Genomic DNA, 13,944 nt, shown 5'->3' with positions numbered 1-13,944 from the left:
GCGTCAGGCGTCCGCGTGCTTGCCGCGCCGGGCCAGCTCGCGCAGGGCGTCGGCCGCGTAGATCACGAGGGACACGAACGAGATCCCGGCGATGACGCCGCCGAGCCACAGGTCGTTGACCGTGGCGTCGACGTACTCGGCGCCGCGCGGCTGGTAGCCGACCGCGAACGGGGCGGCGATGAGCCACAGGCCGCCGAGGAACAGCAGCACGAGGGCGCCCACGCCCAGCTTGGCCTTCATCGGTTCTCCTCCACTCCGACCAGGGAAGCCTTGCCGTTCTGGCGGTGCTCGCCGCCGCTGTTACGGGCGTTCAGGTCCTCGCGCAGCGCCTCCACGAGCGGGGCGAGCAGGGTGGCGAGCTCGGCGGACGACGACTGCGGCGCGGCGACCGGCACGGGCTCGGGCTCCGGCTCGACGCGGCGCGGCTTGGGCACGACCAGGCCGCGTGCCACCAGCTCCTCGTAGATGGCCGACACGAACGCGATCACGGCCACGACGCCCACGACGGCCACGCCCAGGCCGGTGAAGAACTCCGACTTGGTGGCGTTCATCCAGTCGGCGTCCTCCGGCTGGGTGCCGAGGGCGAAGGGCGCGAGCATCAGCCACAGCCCGGCCATGACGGCCAGGGCCGCGGTGACGGCACCCACGAACTTGCGAATCATTGCGTGATTCCTCCTGTGACAAGGTCTTTCTGCGGCGGCGTGGCCTGCGCGATCAGGGCCCGTGAGGTGGGCCGCAGCACGTTCTGCGCGACCGACCTGGCCCGCTCGCGTTCCGTGCGGTCGTCGGGCGGCGCCATCTTGGCGACCGCGGTGAGCAGCGCGGAGTGCTCGCCGTTGGCCCGCTCGATGCGCTGGGCGATGAGCTCGAGCAGCAGGCCCGCCAGTACCAGGTCGTCCTTGCTGAGCGGCTTGGGCTCGGGGGCGGCCGGCGCGGCGGTGCTGCGCAGCGGCAGCTCCTTGAGCAGGAGCGTGGCGAGGAAGCCGAGCAGCGCGATCGGCACGCCCACCAGGAACACCGTCTCCAGGCCCCGCGTGAACGCCTCAAGCACGATGTTCTTGATCGGCCCCGGCAGATGCTGGATGGCGTCGGGGCTGCCGAGCTTGACGTCGCCACCGCCACCGGGCAGCTTGATGCCGGCCTCCCGCACCATCTCGGCCATCTCGTCCTTGAGGCGGTTGGTCAGGATCGCGCCGAACGCGGCCACGCCGACGGCGCCGCCCAGGGAGCGGAAGAACGACACGCCGGACGTGGTCGAGGCCATGTCGCGCAGCTCGGAGCCGTTCTGCGCGGCCAGGATGAGCATCTGCATGGACAGGCCGAGTCCGATGCCGAGCACCGCGACGTCGAAGCCGATGAGCCATTCGCTGGAGTCGACGTGCAGCTTGGACAGCATGAACAGGCCGACGGCCACGATGAGCAGGCCCGCCACCGGGAAGATCTTCCACCGCCCGGTCTGCGTGACGATCTTCCCGGAGATCACGCCGGACAGGAACAGCGCCACGACCATGGGCAGCGTCATCAGGCCCGAGTTGGTCGGGCTGAGCCCCTTGACGATCTGCAGGTACTGCGGCAGGTAGATCATCGCGCCGAACATCGCCATGCCGACGAACAGCGAGGCGGCGCTGGTGAGCACGAACGTCCGGTTGCGGAACAGCCGGGGCGGCAGGATCGGGTTGCCCGCGGTCCGCTCCGACAGCACCGCGAGGGCCAGCATGAGCAGGGCGATCGCGGCGAGGGTGTACGTCCAGGGCGAGTTCCACGCGAACTCGTTGCCGCCCAGCGTCAGCAGCAGCATCAGCGCGCTCGCGCTGGCGGTGATCGTCGTGGCGCCCCAGATGTCGATCGAGGTGTTCCGCTTGACCCGCGGCAGCTTGAGCACCTTCTGGATGACGATGAACGACACCAGGGCGAACGGCACGACCACGTAGAAGCACCAGCGCCAGCCGAGCCATTCGGTGTCGACGATGAAGCCGCCCAGCAACGGCCCCGCGACCGTCGAGATGCCGAAGACGGCGCCCATGTAGCCCGAGTAGCGCCCCCGCTCGCGCGGGGAGACGATGTCACCCAGGATCACCTGCGACAGAGCCGACAACCCACCGACACCGAGGCCCTGGATGGCACGAGCGGCGATCAGCTGTCCCATGTTCTGCGACATGCCGGCCACCATCGAGGCCGCCACGAACAGCGCCAGAGCGGTCTGGAAGAGCAGCTTGCGCCCGAACAGGTCGGACAGCTTGCCCCACAACGGCGTCGAGACCGTCATCGTCAGCATGGTCGCGCTGGCGACCCATGAGTACTGATCCTGACCGCCTAGCTCCCCCACGATCGTCGGCAGCGCGGTGCCCACCACGGAAGTCGAGATCATCGAGGTCAGCATCGCCAGCATGAGCCCGGACAGGACTTCGAGGATCTCGCGGTGGGTGTAGTGCCGCTTCGCGGGGGACGCGGCCGGTGCGTGCGCTACCAAGACAACACCACATCCCCTTCGTACTTTTTATCCACCAGGAGTATACGACTGTTTACTAGCCGGGCGGTAAGTCGGGTGTCCGTTCAGTAGAGTGCGGGCATGAGTCCCCAGGTGACTGAGGCCAGGCCACGCGACCGTGAGGCCACCCGGGAGCGGATCTTGCAGGCGGCCCGTACGCTCTTCGGCGAGCAGGGCTACGAGCAGGTGACCGTACGCATGATCGCGGCGGCGGCCGACGCCAACATCGCACTGGTCGGCCGCTACTTCGGTTCCAAAGCCGGCCTGTTCGGCGCGGTGCTGCAGGGCGAGCCGACGTTCAGCGCGCTGTTCGAGGGCGACGAGAAGGACCTGCCGCGCAAGCTCGCCGAGTACACCGCCGAGCGCATGCACCGGCCGCCGGACAGCCCCATCCTGCGCACTCTCGAACGCTCGGCCGGCCACCCCGAGGTGCACGCGGTGGCCAGGGAGCGCCTGATCACCGCGGTGATCGAGCCGCTGAAAGCCAGGCTGTCCGGGCCCGACGCCCACGCCCGTGCCCGCATGGCCACCGCGGTGCTGCTCGGCGTCGGCGCCACGCGCCGCCGCCTGGGTCCCGAGGAGCCGACGCCGGCCGACGTCGATCGGCTCACCGCCGTCTTCAAAGCGTGCCTGGGCGTCTGAACGCCCCGGCTCGACGCTGAGCGCCGGACCGGCCTCAGCTCCCGACATGGCCTCAGGCCCCGGCTCGGCCTCAAGCGCCGGGCCGGCGCTTTCCGTGCGGCGGTTGAAAGTTTCACCGTCCGCAGCCGCGCCGACCTGCGATGACGGCGTGGGCAGCGATCGGAGGTCTTTGTCCTGACGGGGGCCGCTCCCTACCATCCTGAAAGCCGGTGGGAGCGCTCCCACACGACGGACGGAGATCGTTCATGTCTCGCAGAAAGCCCGCACTGGCGGCGCTCCTCACAGCGATCGCCACGGCCGCGGCGGGGGCGGTCATCGCCGCCTCGTCCTCCACCGCCCAGGCCGCAGACTCCGCTTTCTACGTGGATCCTCAGACCAACGCCGCCAAATGGGTGGCCGCCAACCCCGACGACAGCCGTACGCCGGTGATCAGGGACAGGATCGCCGCCGTGCCGCAGGGCCGCTGGTTCGCCACCTACAACCCGGACACCGTGCGCGCCCAGGTGGACGCGTACGTCGGCGCCGCGGCGGCGGCCGGGAAGATCCCCATCATGGCCGTGTACGCCATGCCCAACCGCGACTGCGGCGGCCCGAGCGCGGGCGGCGCCCCCGACCACGCCGCCTACCGCGCCTGGATCGACCAGATCGCCGCCGGGCTCGGCGGGCGACCGGCCACGATCGTCCTGGAACCCGATGCCCTGGCCATCATGACCAACTGCATGAACGCCTCGGAGCAGGCCGAGGTGAAGGCGTCGATGGCCTACGCCGGTAAGCGGCTCAAGGCCACGTCGTCGCAGGTCAAGGTGTACTTCGACATCGGGCACGACGCCTGGCTGTCGGCGTCGGAGGCGGCCTCCAGGCTGGTCGGCGCGGACATCGCCAACAGCGCCGACGGCATCGCGGTCAACACCTCCAACTACCGCTCGACACCTGGCCTGATCTCGTACGCGAAGAGCGTCATCGCCGCGACCGGCGTGTCCACGCTCAAGGCGGTCATCGACACCAGCCGCAACGGCAACGGCCCGTCCGGCAGCGAGTGGTGCGACCCGCCAGGCCGCGCCACCGGCACCTGGAGCACCACCGAGACGGGCGATTCCGCGATCGACGCCTTCCTGTGGGTCAAGCCGCCGGGCGAGGCCGACGGGTGCATCGCCCAGGCGGGGCAGTTCGTGCCGCAGCGGGCGTACGAGCTGGCCATGGCCGCGCCCGACCCCACGATCACGCCGACCACCGACCCCACCGAAACGCCCACGCCGGGCACCGAGGGCTGCACGGCGGCGTACAAGGTGGCCAGTCAGTGGAACGACGGCCTGCAGGGCGAGATCACGGTCACCAACACCGGCGACGCGCCCATCAGCGGCTGGAAGGTCTCCTGGACGCCGCCAAGCGGCCAGACGATCTCGCAGCTATGGAACGGCACCCTGTCCACAGGCGGAGGCACGGTCAGCGTCACCAACCTGAGCTGGAACGGCGCGCTGGCACCCGGCGCGACGACCTCGTTCGGCTTCATCGCGAGCGGCGGCTCGGGCGACCCGTCGGCGCTCACCTGCACCGCCTCCTAGCGCGCGCCTCCGGCCTGCGCGCGCACCCCGCCGAGCCCCCGCGCGACGCCTGCGGGGGCTCGGCCTCTCGTTACGGGCCGCTCATTGCGGTCATCCATTGCGGCCCCCATAAGCCCCTCTCACAACGGGCCCCTCACTACGGGATGAAATAACCGCGCAGGCGCGGCTGTTGACCACGACCAGGTCGATTCCGCTCTGCGAAAGGCTCGTACTCATGGCTCTGCCGCTGTCCATCCTTGATCTGGCGCACATCGGCGAGGGCGAGACGGCGGCCGACAGCTTCGCCGCCAGCGTGGCCCTCGCCCAGCGGGCCGAGGAGCTCGGTTACAAGCGCATCTGGTACGCCGAGCACCACAACATGGACAGCATCGCCTCCTCCGCCACCAGCGTGCTCATCGCCCACGTGGCCGCTCATACTCGGACGATCCGCCTCGGGGCAGGCGGCGTCATGCTGCCGAACCACTCGCCGCTGACCATCGCCGAGCAGTTCGGCACGCTGGAGACCCTCCACCCCGGCCGCATCGACCTCGGGCTCGGCCGCGCGCCGGGCAGCGACCAGCAGACCATGCGCGCCCTGCGCCGCACCCCGTCGTCGGCGGACTCGTTCCCGCAAGACGTGCTGGAGCTGCAGGGCTACCTGACCGGCGAGACCCGCATCCCCGGCGTGCACGCCACCCCTGGCAGGGGCACGAACGTGCCGCTCTACATCCTCGGGTCGTCGCTGTTCGGCGCGCAGCTCGCCGCCGCGCTCGGCCTGCCGTACGCGTTCGCCTCGCACTTCGCGCCCGCCGCGCTGGAGGAGGCCATCGCGCTCTACCGGCGCGAGTTCAAGCCGTCGGCGCAGCTCGACCGGCCGTACGTGATCGCCGCGCTCAACGTCATCGCCGCCGACACCAGCGAGGAGGCGCAGGAGCAGTTCCTGGCCTCCAAGCGGCTGCGGGTCACCAGGTTCCTCGGGCGCGGGCGCACGTTCACGCCCGAGGAAGCGGACATGATCCTCGAATCCCCGGCGGGGCAGCAGATCGTGCAGATGACCAAATACTCGGCCGTCGGCGACCCCGCAGAGGTCAAGGCGTACGTCGAGCGGTTCGCCGAGCACACCGGGGCCGACGAGCTGATCGTGGCCTTCTCCGCCGTCGACAGGAAGGTGTGGCTGCGCTCGGCCGAACTGCTCGCCGAAGCCTGGTCGCTCTAGCCGGTCCTGCCGCGCCGGTCCCTCAGTCGGCCACCAGCCGGGCGCGGCGGTGGCCGTCGTGCTCGCGCTGGCGGCGCACCACGTACGTGCCGGGCGCGCAGCCTGAGCCGCCGTGCTCGGGATGCAGCAGGTAGACGGGGGCGGAGGCGGAGAACACGCCGATGGCCAGGCCGTCGGCGTCGGTCACGTTCACCGTCCAGCGGCAGGTGCCCGGCTCGGCGACCAGCGTGTGCGGGTTGCCGCCGGCCTCGCCGCGCAGCAGCTCGATGCCTTCCGGCGGTACGGCCTGCCATCGGGGATCGTCGCGGATCTGCACCGCCGCCGACACCAGCCGCAGCGGCACCACGATGAGGTCGCCCTGGGCCTGCGGGCCGTCGAGCACGGGGATCTGGATCTCCTGCTCCAGGTGGTCGAGCACGGTCATCCCGGTCTGGCGGGCCAGCGAAGCCAGCGTCACTGTCATGGACATCACCTCAGGTTCTGCGTAGGAGTTGGGCGTACTGCTCGCCGGACAGCCCGTACGTCCAGCCGGCGGCGGCGAGCGGATCGTCGAAGGAGCCGGGCACGAGGAGGCCGTACTGCCTGCGGTGGCCGTCGCGCTCGACCGAGCCGTTGACCGCGAGCAGCACCCGCGTGGTCCGGCCCCTGTCGATGAAGGCTGTGTCGTAAAGGCGCAGCTCGGAGCCCGCGTTGCCGGGATCGGGCGCGGTGGCGACCAGCCGCAGCCCGGCCTTGGCGATGTAGGCGGGCCAGCCGATGCGTTCGATCGCGCAGCGCCTGACCTCGGCGTTGGGCTCGGCGGAGATGCGTTCTGGGGTCGGATCGTCGATCACCCAGGACGGCACCACGGTGCCGTGCCAGGCGTGCACGGCCCAGCCGTCGGCGTACTGGATGGCCGGGCCGTCGTCGCGGTGCGGGCGGCGCTCGCCGTTCTGCGCCCATGCCTCGGTGTGCAGCTCGGCGGGACGTTCGGAGACGACGCACACGTGCTCGGACGGCCACCACCAGTGGGACGCGGCGGCCACGGCGGTCCACAGGCCGAGCCGTTTCGACAGCTCTGCCGGCAGCTCGACGCCGGCGACCTGGCGCAGCGCGTCGCAGTGGGCGATCCAGGAGACGCACAGCGTGCGGTACCAGACCTCGGTAGGCGAGCCCACGTTGTGTGCGCGGCGGACGGCCGGCAGCAGGCAGCGGCTGGTGGTGCCCAGGAGCGGCTGGCAGACCTCGTCCCGCATCCGCCAGTCCACCTTGTGCTGCCCCCCGCGGATGTGGGCGTGGACCGCGCCGTACAGGCGGTCGCGCAGCTCGATGAAGCGTTTCGCGAGTGGCCATTCGTCCACCCGCTCAAGGAGGCGGCCCGGCGGCAGCCCGGCGGGCACGGTCGCGAACGCGGCGGCAGGCGAGGTGACCCAGTGGAATCGGGGCGGAGACAGACCGATGTGCCGGTAGAGGGCGGAGATGGCGGCCTCGGCGGCCGGGCGGTCCGCGGGCCGTGTCGAGAGCGAGCGGCCCATCCATCGGTCACGGAGCTTGACAGCAGCTTCCCGCTGCAGGACGTAGCTCACCGGGCGCGGGCGGAGGCGCCCTCCTTTCGCATGATCATGAGTGGAATGGTGACAGAAGCGGGCGGCCGATGTCCACCCGTTCGCTCACGTGGCGGGTGACAGAGACGGCACGGCCGGCCGTACGGGTCCTGCGCGTCAGCCCTTCTCGATGAGGGTCGTCGGCGGGAGGTTCCACGCGTCGAGCCGGATCCTGCGGTCCTGCGGCGGCACGCCGTCCCAGGTGGCGCGGAGTACGCGTTCCTCGCCGGGCAGCAGGTCGAAGGCGTTGTCGTCCCAGCGCACCCAGCCGGGCGCGTGCGCGGGCCGGTCGTCGAGCAGACGCAGGAACGGCACCACGGGCCCCGACTCGTGGCGCAGCCGCAGGGTCCACGCGTCCTCGCCGGTCTCCAGCTCGGCGGTGACGCTCGCCTCGGGCAGCGTGAGCAGGTCGGCGAAGCCGGGGCCGCCGGTCAGGACGTACCGGTTGGTGATCGTACGGCCGGTGTCTCCGCGTACGGACAGATCGAGCAGGAAGCTTCCCGCCCCCGGGGCGCACGCGATCTCGCCGATCTCGCCCGGAACGGTGGCGGTCCAGCGCCGCTCGGCGCGCACACCTCCGTCGAGGCCGAGCACCCGCGCCTCGACCTCGGCGGGACCGCCCTCCCACCACGCCCATACGGTCGCGCGCAGCTCGTCCACGCGGGGCGCGGGCAGCGCCGCGCACACGTGTTCCCGCCGGTACGCGCGGCGCACGTAGTGGTAGGCCGCCTTCGGCTCGCCGAAGTAGTCGACGGACGCCGTGCACCAGCCGTTCGGGAACGACTCGTTGAGCTGCCACGGCAGCACCCCGCAGCTCGCGGGGCGGCGGCGGTTGGCCTCGATCGCGTAGCGCAGGCCGTCGGCCTGGAGGAACTGGCTCGCCCGCGACATCGCCCGCAGGTCCTCGATCGCGCCGCCGAACGCGGCCCGCACCAGCGGCTCGTTGTTCCACCAGCGGCCGAGGTGGTCCCAGACCGGGTTGCGGTAGGTCGGCAGGCGGCGCTCCGGCGCGGGCACCACCGACTCGATCGCCCGCAGGTTGCTCATCCCCTCCACGCCGAACTCGCTGAGCAGCAGCGCCCGGCCCTCGTCGTAGAGGCGGTAGTGGTCGTCGAGCCCCTGGTGCTCCCACGGGCCGTGCACGTCGTGGTGCTCGGGGCCGCTGCGCACGCTCTGCAGCGTGTTGCCGAACACCGGCCCCGTCGGTGAGGTCGGCAGCCAGTGGCGGCCGGGGTCGAGCCTGGCCACCACCTCGTGCAGCGCCGCCAGCACCGGCGAGCCGTCGTCGGTCAGCGGCACGCCGTCGGCCCGCTGCAGCTCGTTGCCGCCGCACCAGATCGCCAGGCTCGGATGGTTGCGCCGCGCCGGGACGATGCGTTCGGCCTCGGCGACCATTCTCGCCACGAACGCCGGGTCGTCGCTGGGCAGGCTCCGCATGCCCGAGCTCGACTGGGCGAACTCCTGCCAGACGAGGATGCCGTACTCGTCGCACAGGTCGTAGAACGCCTCGGTCTCGATGAGGCCGCCGCCCCAGACGCGCAGCATGGTCACGCCCGCGTCGCGGGCCAGCGTGAGGAGGTGGCGGAGTTTCCCCTGGTCGATGGCGCCGTAGAGAGCGTCGGCGGGGACCCAGTTCCAGCCCTTGATGGTGACAGGGCGGCCGTCCACGGTGAGGCGGTAGGGCAGCGAGCCCTCGGGGGCGCCCGGGTCGCGGGTGAAGCGCACGTCGCGGAAGCCGATCCGGGTCTCGCGCCGGTCGCTGACCTCGCCCGTCGTGTCGCGCAGGACCGTGGTGAGCGTGTAGAGGTGGGGGTCGCCGTCGCCGTTCAGGTGCCAGCGGCGGGGGTGGTCGACGGTGAGCTCGGCGGTGCCGCTGGGTGGGGCGGTGGCGGTGGCGACGACCTCGCCTTCCGCCGTACGCAGGGTCAGCTCGGCGCTGCCCTGCCCGTCTCCGTCCGTTGTGAGATGGACGGCGACTTTCCCGGTGCTCCCGTGCAGTGTCGGGCGGGCCCACACGTCGGCCAGCCGCAGCGCGCCCGTCGTCCGCAGCCGGACCTCGCCCCACAGGCCCTGGTGCACGAGGCGGGGGCAGAAGTCCCAGCCGTACCCCATGCGCCCTTTGTGGACCTTCACCTTCTCCGTGTAGCCGACCTGCGGCTCGCTCACGGGCGCCGGCTCGATGACCACGGCCAGCGCGTGCTCGCCGCCCAGGCGGCCGGTGACCTCCACGACGAGCGGCACGTACGTGCCCTCGTGCCGCGCGATCCGCTCACCGTCGAGGTAGACGGCCGCCGCGTAGTCGATGCCGTCGAACTCCAGGAACGCCCGCCGCCCGGGTCCCGGCTCCGGTGTGACCAGCCGCGTCCGGTACACCCAGGTCCGCTGCGGCACCCACTCCGACAGCATGCTCTGCCGCCCGACGTACGGGCTCGGCACCTCACCGGCCGCCAGCAGGTCGGCGAGCACGCTCCCCGGCACTCTGGCGGGCACCCAGCCGCCGGTGGCGCCCTCGCGGGCGTGCAACTGCGCGCGGTGCAGCTGCCAGTCGTCCCCGAGGAAACCCCGAAGCTCCCAGCCCTTGTTGAGAACGCGTAGAGATGACGCGGAGGACACGGAGGACATGGCGCCTTTCAACGGGGTTGTGGCATCGTTCCCACAGGATGCTAGGGGCGGTGCCTTCGCGCGGTCAACGGGAACGGCCACCGCCGGACGGACAGTGCTTGTGTGTGGATATGTCACTGCGCGCCCGCATACGGGACGGGGATGCCGAGGCGTTCGAGGCGCTCTACGAGGAGACGGCCAGGCCGGTGTTCGCCCACGCCTTCCGCCTGACCGGCGACTGGTCGGCCGCCGAGGACGTGCTGTCGCTGACGTTTCTCGAAGCCTGGCGGCTGCGGCACCGCATCGACGCCGACGGCGGCAGCCTGCGGCCATGGGTGCTGGGCATCGCGACCAACGTGGCCCGCAACCTCCGCCGTGCGGCCCGCCGGTACGAGGACGCGCTCGCCAGGATGCCGCGAGGCGACCGCATCCCCGACTTCACCGACGAGATCGTCGGCCGCATCGAGGCCGCCGAACGGCTGGCCGCGGTCCGGCGGGCCTTCGGCGCGCTGCGCCGCCACGAGCAGGAGGTGTTCGCGCTGTGCGTCTGGTCGGGGCTCGACCACGCCGAGGCGGCCGAGGCGCTGGGCGTCGCCGTGGGCACCGTCAGGTCCCGGCTGTCGCGGGCGCGCAAGAAGCTGGAGAAACTCGCCGCAGAAGAACGGGAACGCCCCGCCGCGCGGCGACAGGTAACGGGTGACCACGAACACGTGGCCCGGTCCGTACGGGAGGAGAGGCGATGAACGCGGACGAGCGCGACACGCTGGCCGAGCTGCTGCCATTCGAGGCGGAACCGCGGCTTCCCGACGGCCGGCACCATCAACTCAAGGAGTTCGTCATGTCGGAGATCCGCAGGCCCGCCCCAGGCGGCTGCCCCGCCCCGCTCTCCTGGTCCCCGCGCTGGCCCTCGGTCTCGCGGCGGCCGTGGGCGTTCCCCTGGCGCTCGGCGGCGGCACGCCCGCGTACGCGGTGTCGAAGAACCCCGACGGCACCCTCACCATCACCATCCAGCAGGCCAAGGACCCCAAGCCGCTGGAGGCCACGCTCCGGTCCATGGGGGTGAACGCGGTGGTCGACTACATCCCCAGCGGCAAGCGCTGCTCGCCGCAGCCGCGCAGCACCGCCTTCCTGTCCCGCGAGGAGGCGCAGAACCCGGCCGACGGCCGGCCGTTCCTGATCTGGCCGCCCAAGACCGAAGAGCGGGCCTTCCAGATCGACCCGGGCGCGGTCAAGCCGGGACAGACGGCCGTGCTGGAGTTCAGCGTCTCCGATGACGAGCGCGTGGCCGGCATCTGGGCGAACATCTCGAACGGCCCGGTCGAGCCCTGCACGCTCGTGGACAGCGACGAGGCCCCGCTCGGCCCACCGCCGGGCTGGGACGGCTGACCCGGGATATCGTTGCGCGGTGACCGTCCGGTACGCGTGGCCCGACCACTTCTCCGCCCGCCCCCACGGCACGCCGGGCGGCCTGAATCCTCCGGCCGCCGAAGCGGAGGTCCGGGAGCTCGAAGCGCGCCTGGGGGTGGGGCTGCCGCCGGGCTACCGGCAGTTCCTGCTGTTCGCCGACGCTGGCGCGAGGACGACGACTGCTGCCTGCTGCGCGCCGCCGAGGCGGGCTGGCTGCGTGAGATCGATCCCACGCTCGCAGAGAGCTGGGCGGCGCCCAAGCCCGAGCACGGGTGGAGCGTGCCCGACGAGCTCTACTTCGTCTACGGGCCGGAGCAGGACTCCATCCACTTCCGCGGGGAGTACGTGCCCGACACCCTGCTGATCGGGTACTGGGACGACGGAGCCGCCCTGCTCAACCCGCACGTCCGCACCGCCGAGGGCGAGTGGGAGGCGTGGTACCTCGCGCCGTGGAAGCCCGGGGCCGGCCGCTACCGGTCCTTCTGGGACCTCGCCATGGACGAGCTGCGCTTCCTGCGCAACCCGGGCTGACCCGCTCACGCGGCGTCGCGGTGCCGGGCCGAGGCCGCAGAGGTCGCGCGCGCCGGGAGGGGGTCGCGCGCGGCGGGCTGAAGCGTCGGGGATGCGCGCGACGGGGTGGAGGCGTCACAACGTCGCGCGCAGCCGGGCTCAGGCGTCAGGAGGTGGGGTCCGCTTCGTGGGCCGGGCGGGCGCGGCGGGTTTCCGGTGTGGGTGGTCCAGGGGATCAAGGTGACCATCATCGAGCCCGGCGGGTTCGCCACCCGGGACGGCAACAACCCCGACCCGCTCGCCAACGGCCACATGGCGACGACCGACCCGGCGTACGACGGACTGCGGCAGCGGCTCGGGGCCATGACCGGCAAGATGCCCGCGGGCGACCCGGCCGCCGCGGCTCAGGCGCTGCTGAAGCTCGTCGACTCCGCGAACCCGCCGCTGCGGGTGCTGTTCGGCAAGGGGTTCCAGCCATGATCGAGCGGGCGTACGCCGACCGTCTCAAGACCTGGTCCGACTGGCAGGAGCTCGCGATCGAGGCACACGGCGCCCTCGAAGCAAGCTGAGCCGGCGGCCGCGCCGGACGGGCGGCGGGCTTCCCGGGAGATCAGCCGGAGGAGAAATTCGATTGCCCGACGATGCCGGGCGAGCCTAGGGTCCTGCTCTTGATGCGAAATGATCCGGAAGATCCGGCGCGGCTTCGACAGGACGGGCCACGATCGTCAGGGCGCGAGATCCCTGCCGCCCTGATCATGCTGCTCGCCGGCACCACCGTCTCCACACTCGGCGACGGCATGGCGACCCTGTCACTGGTGCTGGAGGCGGCCGACAGCGGCCCGTCGTGGTGGGTCACCGAGGTCTACCTGGCCGAGCTCGTACCGCCGCTGCTGCTCGCCCCGCTGCTCGGCGCGTTCGTGGACCGGACCGACGCGAAGCGCGCCTGGCTGGTGGCGGTGCTCGTCCAGGCGGCGCTGTTCGCCGGGGCCGCCGCCACCCCGTTCTTCCACGCGCGGGTGCTCATGGTGGCGCTGGCGAACGTGCTGGGCGTGATCTCCTCGGCCGCGGGCTTCAAGCTGCTGCCCGCCGTGGCCGGCCGGGCGGGGCTGGAGAAGGCCAACAGCTGGCTCACCGCGGCCACGTCGCTCTCCACGCTGGTGGGTCCCGGCCTGGGCGGCGCGCTGCACACCGCGTACGGGAACGCGTGGCTGCTGGGCTTCAACGCGGTGACGTTCGTGGCGGTCTCGCTCGTCGTCTGGTTCGTGGTGCCCGCGGGCAAGGACCAGCGTCTGTCCGTGGGCGGCGGCTCGATGGCGGGCGCGCTCGACGGCATGAAGGTGATGTGGCGGTCGCCGGTCATCCGCCCGCTCCTGCCGATCCTCGCGGCCGTGGTCTTCTGCACCGCCCTTGAGGGCGTCGCCGGGGTCTTCTACCTGCGCAGTATCACCAGCAGCGACACGCTCTACGGCTTCCTGCTGTCGGCGTGGGCGCTCGGCTCGCTGCCGGGCTCGCTCGTCGCGGGCTGGGGCAGGCTCGGCAGGCAGCACCTCGTCCTGGTGCTGGGCGGCGCGGCGCTCATGGGCGGCGCCTTGCTCGTCGAGGGCCTCGTCCCGGTCGCCCTGGTCATCGCCGTCGTCTTCGTCCTGGGCGGTTTCGGGAACGGCGCCCACAACGTCGGCCTGCGCAACGTCATCCACCACCACGTGCCGCCGGACATGCACGGGCGGGCCTGGGCGTACTGGCGCGTGCTGGCCAACACCTGCGTGACCGTCGGCTATCTGGTCGGCACGCCCGGCGTGATCCTGGAGGCGCGGGCGGCCATCATCAGCTCGGGCGCCCTGACCCTGCTCGCCATGCTGTACGGCGTGTGGCGGCTGAACAGCGCCGGCCTGCTCCGCAACTACCCGGCCGCGCAGCCCGCCGGGTGATCCGCGTCGTCCCACCGCCTGCGCCGCC

The 13,944-nt window shown here is 71.9% G+C and carries 14 protein-coding genes; 8 read left to right on the top strand and 6 right to left on the bottom strand.

Translation table 11 applies throughout. From position 1 onward, the window contains the following. Positions 1 to 3: 3 nt before the first annotated feature. The 3 genes from WBK31_RS35350 to WBK31_RS35340 are packed head-to-tail and all read right to left on the bottom strand — an operon-like array spanning position 4 to position 2,470. Positions 4 to 240, bottom strand: coding sequence for a hypothetical protein (locus WBK31_RS35350; protein ID WP_364061661.1), 237 nt, complete (start codon positions 238 to 240; stop codon positions 4 to 6). Further along, complete coding sequence (locus WBK31_RS35345; protein WP_364061664.1) at positions 237 to 662, bottom strand: hypothetical protein; 426 nt, start codon at positions 660 to 662, stop codon at positions 237 to 239. Before WBK31_RS35345 ends, WBK31_RS35350 begins: the two co-directional genes overlap by 4 nt. Beyond that, positions 659 to 2,470, bottom strand: a complete 1,812-nt coding sequence (locus WBK31_RS35340) for an MDR family MFS transporter (protein ID WP_364061667.1) — start codon at positions 2,468 to 2,470, stop codon at positions 659 to 661. Before WBK31_RS35340 ends, WBK31_RS35345 begins: the two co-directional genes overlap by 4 nt. Before the next feature lie 99 nt (positions 2,471 to 2,569). Here WBK31_RS35340 and WBK31_RS35335 point away from each other — a divergent pair, with 99 nt between their 5' ends. From WBK31_RS35335 to WBK31_RS35325, 3 genes are all read left to right on the top strand, one after another. Beyond that, on the top strand, positions 2,570 to 3,130 hold the full coding sequence (locus WBK31_RS35335) for a TetR family transcriptional regulator (protein WP_364061670.1): 561 nt from the start codon (positions 2,570 to 2,572) through the stop codon (positions 3,128 to 3,130). A gap of 245 nt (positions 3,131 to 3,375) precedes the next feature. Continuing rightward, complete coding sequence (locus WBK31_RS35330; RefSeq protein ID WP_378785884.1) at positions 3,376 to 4,692, top strand: glycoside hydrolase family 6 protein; 1,317 nt, start codon at positions 3,376 to 3,378, stop codon at positions 4,690 to 4,692. Between the two features lie 214 nt (positions 4,693 to 4,906). Continuing rightward, positions 4,907 to 5,887: an LLM class flavin-dependent oxidoreductase gene (locus tag WBK31_RS35325; protein ID WP_364061676.1), complete on the top strand. Its 981-nt coding sequence runs from the start codon at positions 4,907 to 4,909 to the stop codon at positions 5,885 to 5,887. A 22-nt stretch (positions 5,888 to 5,909) separates the two neighbouring features. Here WBK31_RS35325 and WBK31_RS35320 read toward each other — a convergent pair whose 3' ends face one another. The 3 genes from WBK31_RS35320 to WBK31_RS35310 all read right to left on the bottom strand — a co-directional run bounded on the left by WBK31_RS35320 (position 5,910) and on the right by WBK31_RS35310 (position 10,092). Continuing rightward, entirely contained in the window at positions 5,910 to 6,350 is a 441-nt protein-coding gene (locus WBK31_RS35320; RefSeq protein WP_406673825.1) for a hypothetical protein, read from the bottom strand. A gap of 10 nt (positions 6,351 to 6,360) precedes the next feature. Beyond that, entirely contained in the window at positions 6,361 to 7,401 is a 1,041-nt protein-coding gene (locus WBK31_RS35315) for a DUF6745 domain-containing protein (protein ID WP_364061682.1), read from the bottom strand. Positions 7,402 to 7,587: 186 nt separating this feature from the next. Beyond that, complete coding sequence (locus tag WBK31_RS35310) at positions 7,588 to 10,092, bottom strand: glycosyl hydrolase 2 galactose-binding domain-containing protein (protein ID WP_406673824.1); 2,505 nt, start codon at positions 10,090 to 10,092, stop codon at positions 7,588 to 7,590. Positions 10,093 to 10,202: 110 nt separating this feature from the next. Here WBK31_RS35310 and WBK31_RS35305 point away from each other — a divergent pair, with 110 nt between their 5' ends. The 5 genes from WBK31_RS35305 to WBK31_RS35285 all read left to right on the top strand — a co-directional run bounded on the left by WBK31_RS35305 (position 10,203) and on the right by WBK31_RS35285 (position 13,916). After that, complete coding sequence (locus WBK31_RS35305; RefSeq protein WP_364063215.1) at positions 10,203 to 10,814, top strand: RNA polymerase sigma factor; 612 nt, start codon at positions 10,203 to 10,205, stop codon at positions 10,812 to 10,814. A 181-nt stretch (positions 10,815 to 10,995) separates the two neighbouring features. Then, on the top strand, positions 10,996 to 11,457 hold the full coding sequence (locus tag WBK31_RS35300) for a hypothetical protein (protein ID WP_406673823.1): 462 nt from the start codon (positions 10,996 to 10,998) through the stop codon (positions 11,455 to 11,457). A gap of 300 nt (positions 11,458 to 11,757) precedes the next feature. Beyond that, positions 11,758 to 12,009: a hypothetical protein gene (locus WBK31_RS35295; protein ID WP_364061690.1), complete on the top strand. Its 252-nt coding sequence runs from the start codon at positions 11,758 to 11,760 to the stop codon at positions 12,007 to 12,009. A 219-nt stretch (positions 12,010 to 12,228) separates the two neighbouring features. Then, positions 12,229 to 12,468 (top strand): hypothetical protein, encoded by a 240-nt coding sequence (locus tag WBK31_RS35290; RefSeq protein WP_406673822.1) that lies wholly within the window; start codon positions 12,229 to 12,231, stop codon positions 12,466 to 12,468. 275 nt (positions 12,469 to 12,743) lie between these two features. Then, positions 12,744 to 13,916, top strand: coding sequence for an MFS transporter (locus WBK31_RS35285; RefSeq protein ID WP_378790159.1), 1,173 nt, complete (start codon positions 12,744 to 12,746; stop codon positions 13,914 to 13,916). Positions 13,917 to 13,944 lie beyond the last annotated feature (28 nt).

Source organism: Nonomuraea sp. N2-4H (genome assembly GCF_045291505.1).
GTDB lineage: Bacteria > Actinomycetota > Actinomycetes > Streptosporangiales > Streptosporangiaceae > Nonomuraea > Nonomuraea fastidiosa.
The sequence above is the reverse complement of the archived record's forward strand: the minus strand, read 5'-3'. Positions and strand labels throughout refer to the sequence as shown.

Bases quoted from the DNA above. Each gene is read 5' to 3' on its own strand.
- WBK31_RS35350 (WP_364061661.1), bottom strand. From the start codon at position 240: ATGAAGGCCAAGCTGGGCGTGGGCGCCCTCGTGCTGCTGTTCCTCGGC.
- WBK31_RS35345 (WP_364061664.1), bottom strand. From the start codon at position 662: ATGATTCGCAAGTTCGTGGGTGCCGTCACCGCGGCCCTGGCCGTCATG.
- WBK31_RS35335 (WP_364061670.1), top strand. From the start codon at position 2,570: ATGAGTCCCCAGGTGACTGAGGCCAGGCCACGCGACCGTGAGGCCACC.
- WBK31_RS35330 (WP_378785884.1), top strand. From the start codon at position 3,376: ATGTCTCGCAGAAAGCCCGCACTGGCGGCGCTCCTCACAGCGATCGCC.
- WBK31_RS35325 (WP_364061676.1), top strand. From the start codon at position 4,907: ATGGCTCTGCCGCTGTCCATCCTTGATCTGGCGCACATCGGCGAGGGC.
- WBK31_RS35320 (WP_406673825.1), bottom strand. From the start codon at position 6,350: ATGACAGTGACGCTGGCTTCGCTGGCCCGCCAGACCGGGATGACCGTG.
- WBK31_RS35315 (WP_364061682.1), bottom strand. From the start codon at position 7,401: ATGGGCCGCTCGCTCTCGACACGGCCCGCGGACCGCCCGGCCGCCGAG.
- WBK31_RS35310 (WP_406673824.1), bottom strand. From the start codon at position 10,092: ATGTCCTCCGTGTCCTCCGCGTCATCTCTACGCGTTCTCAACAAGGGC.
- WBK31_RS35305 (WP_364063215.1), top strand. From the start codon at position 10,203: ATGTCACTGCGCGCCCGCATACGGGACGGGGATGCCGAGGCGTTCGAG.
- WBK31_RS35285 (WP_378790159.1), top strand. From the start codon at position 12,744: ATGCTGCTCGCCGGCACCACCGTCTCCACACTCGGCGACGGCATGGCG.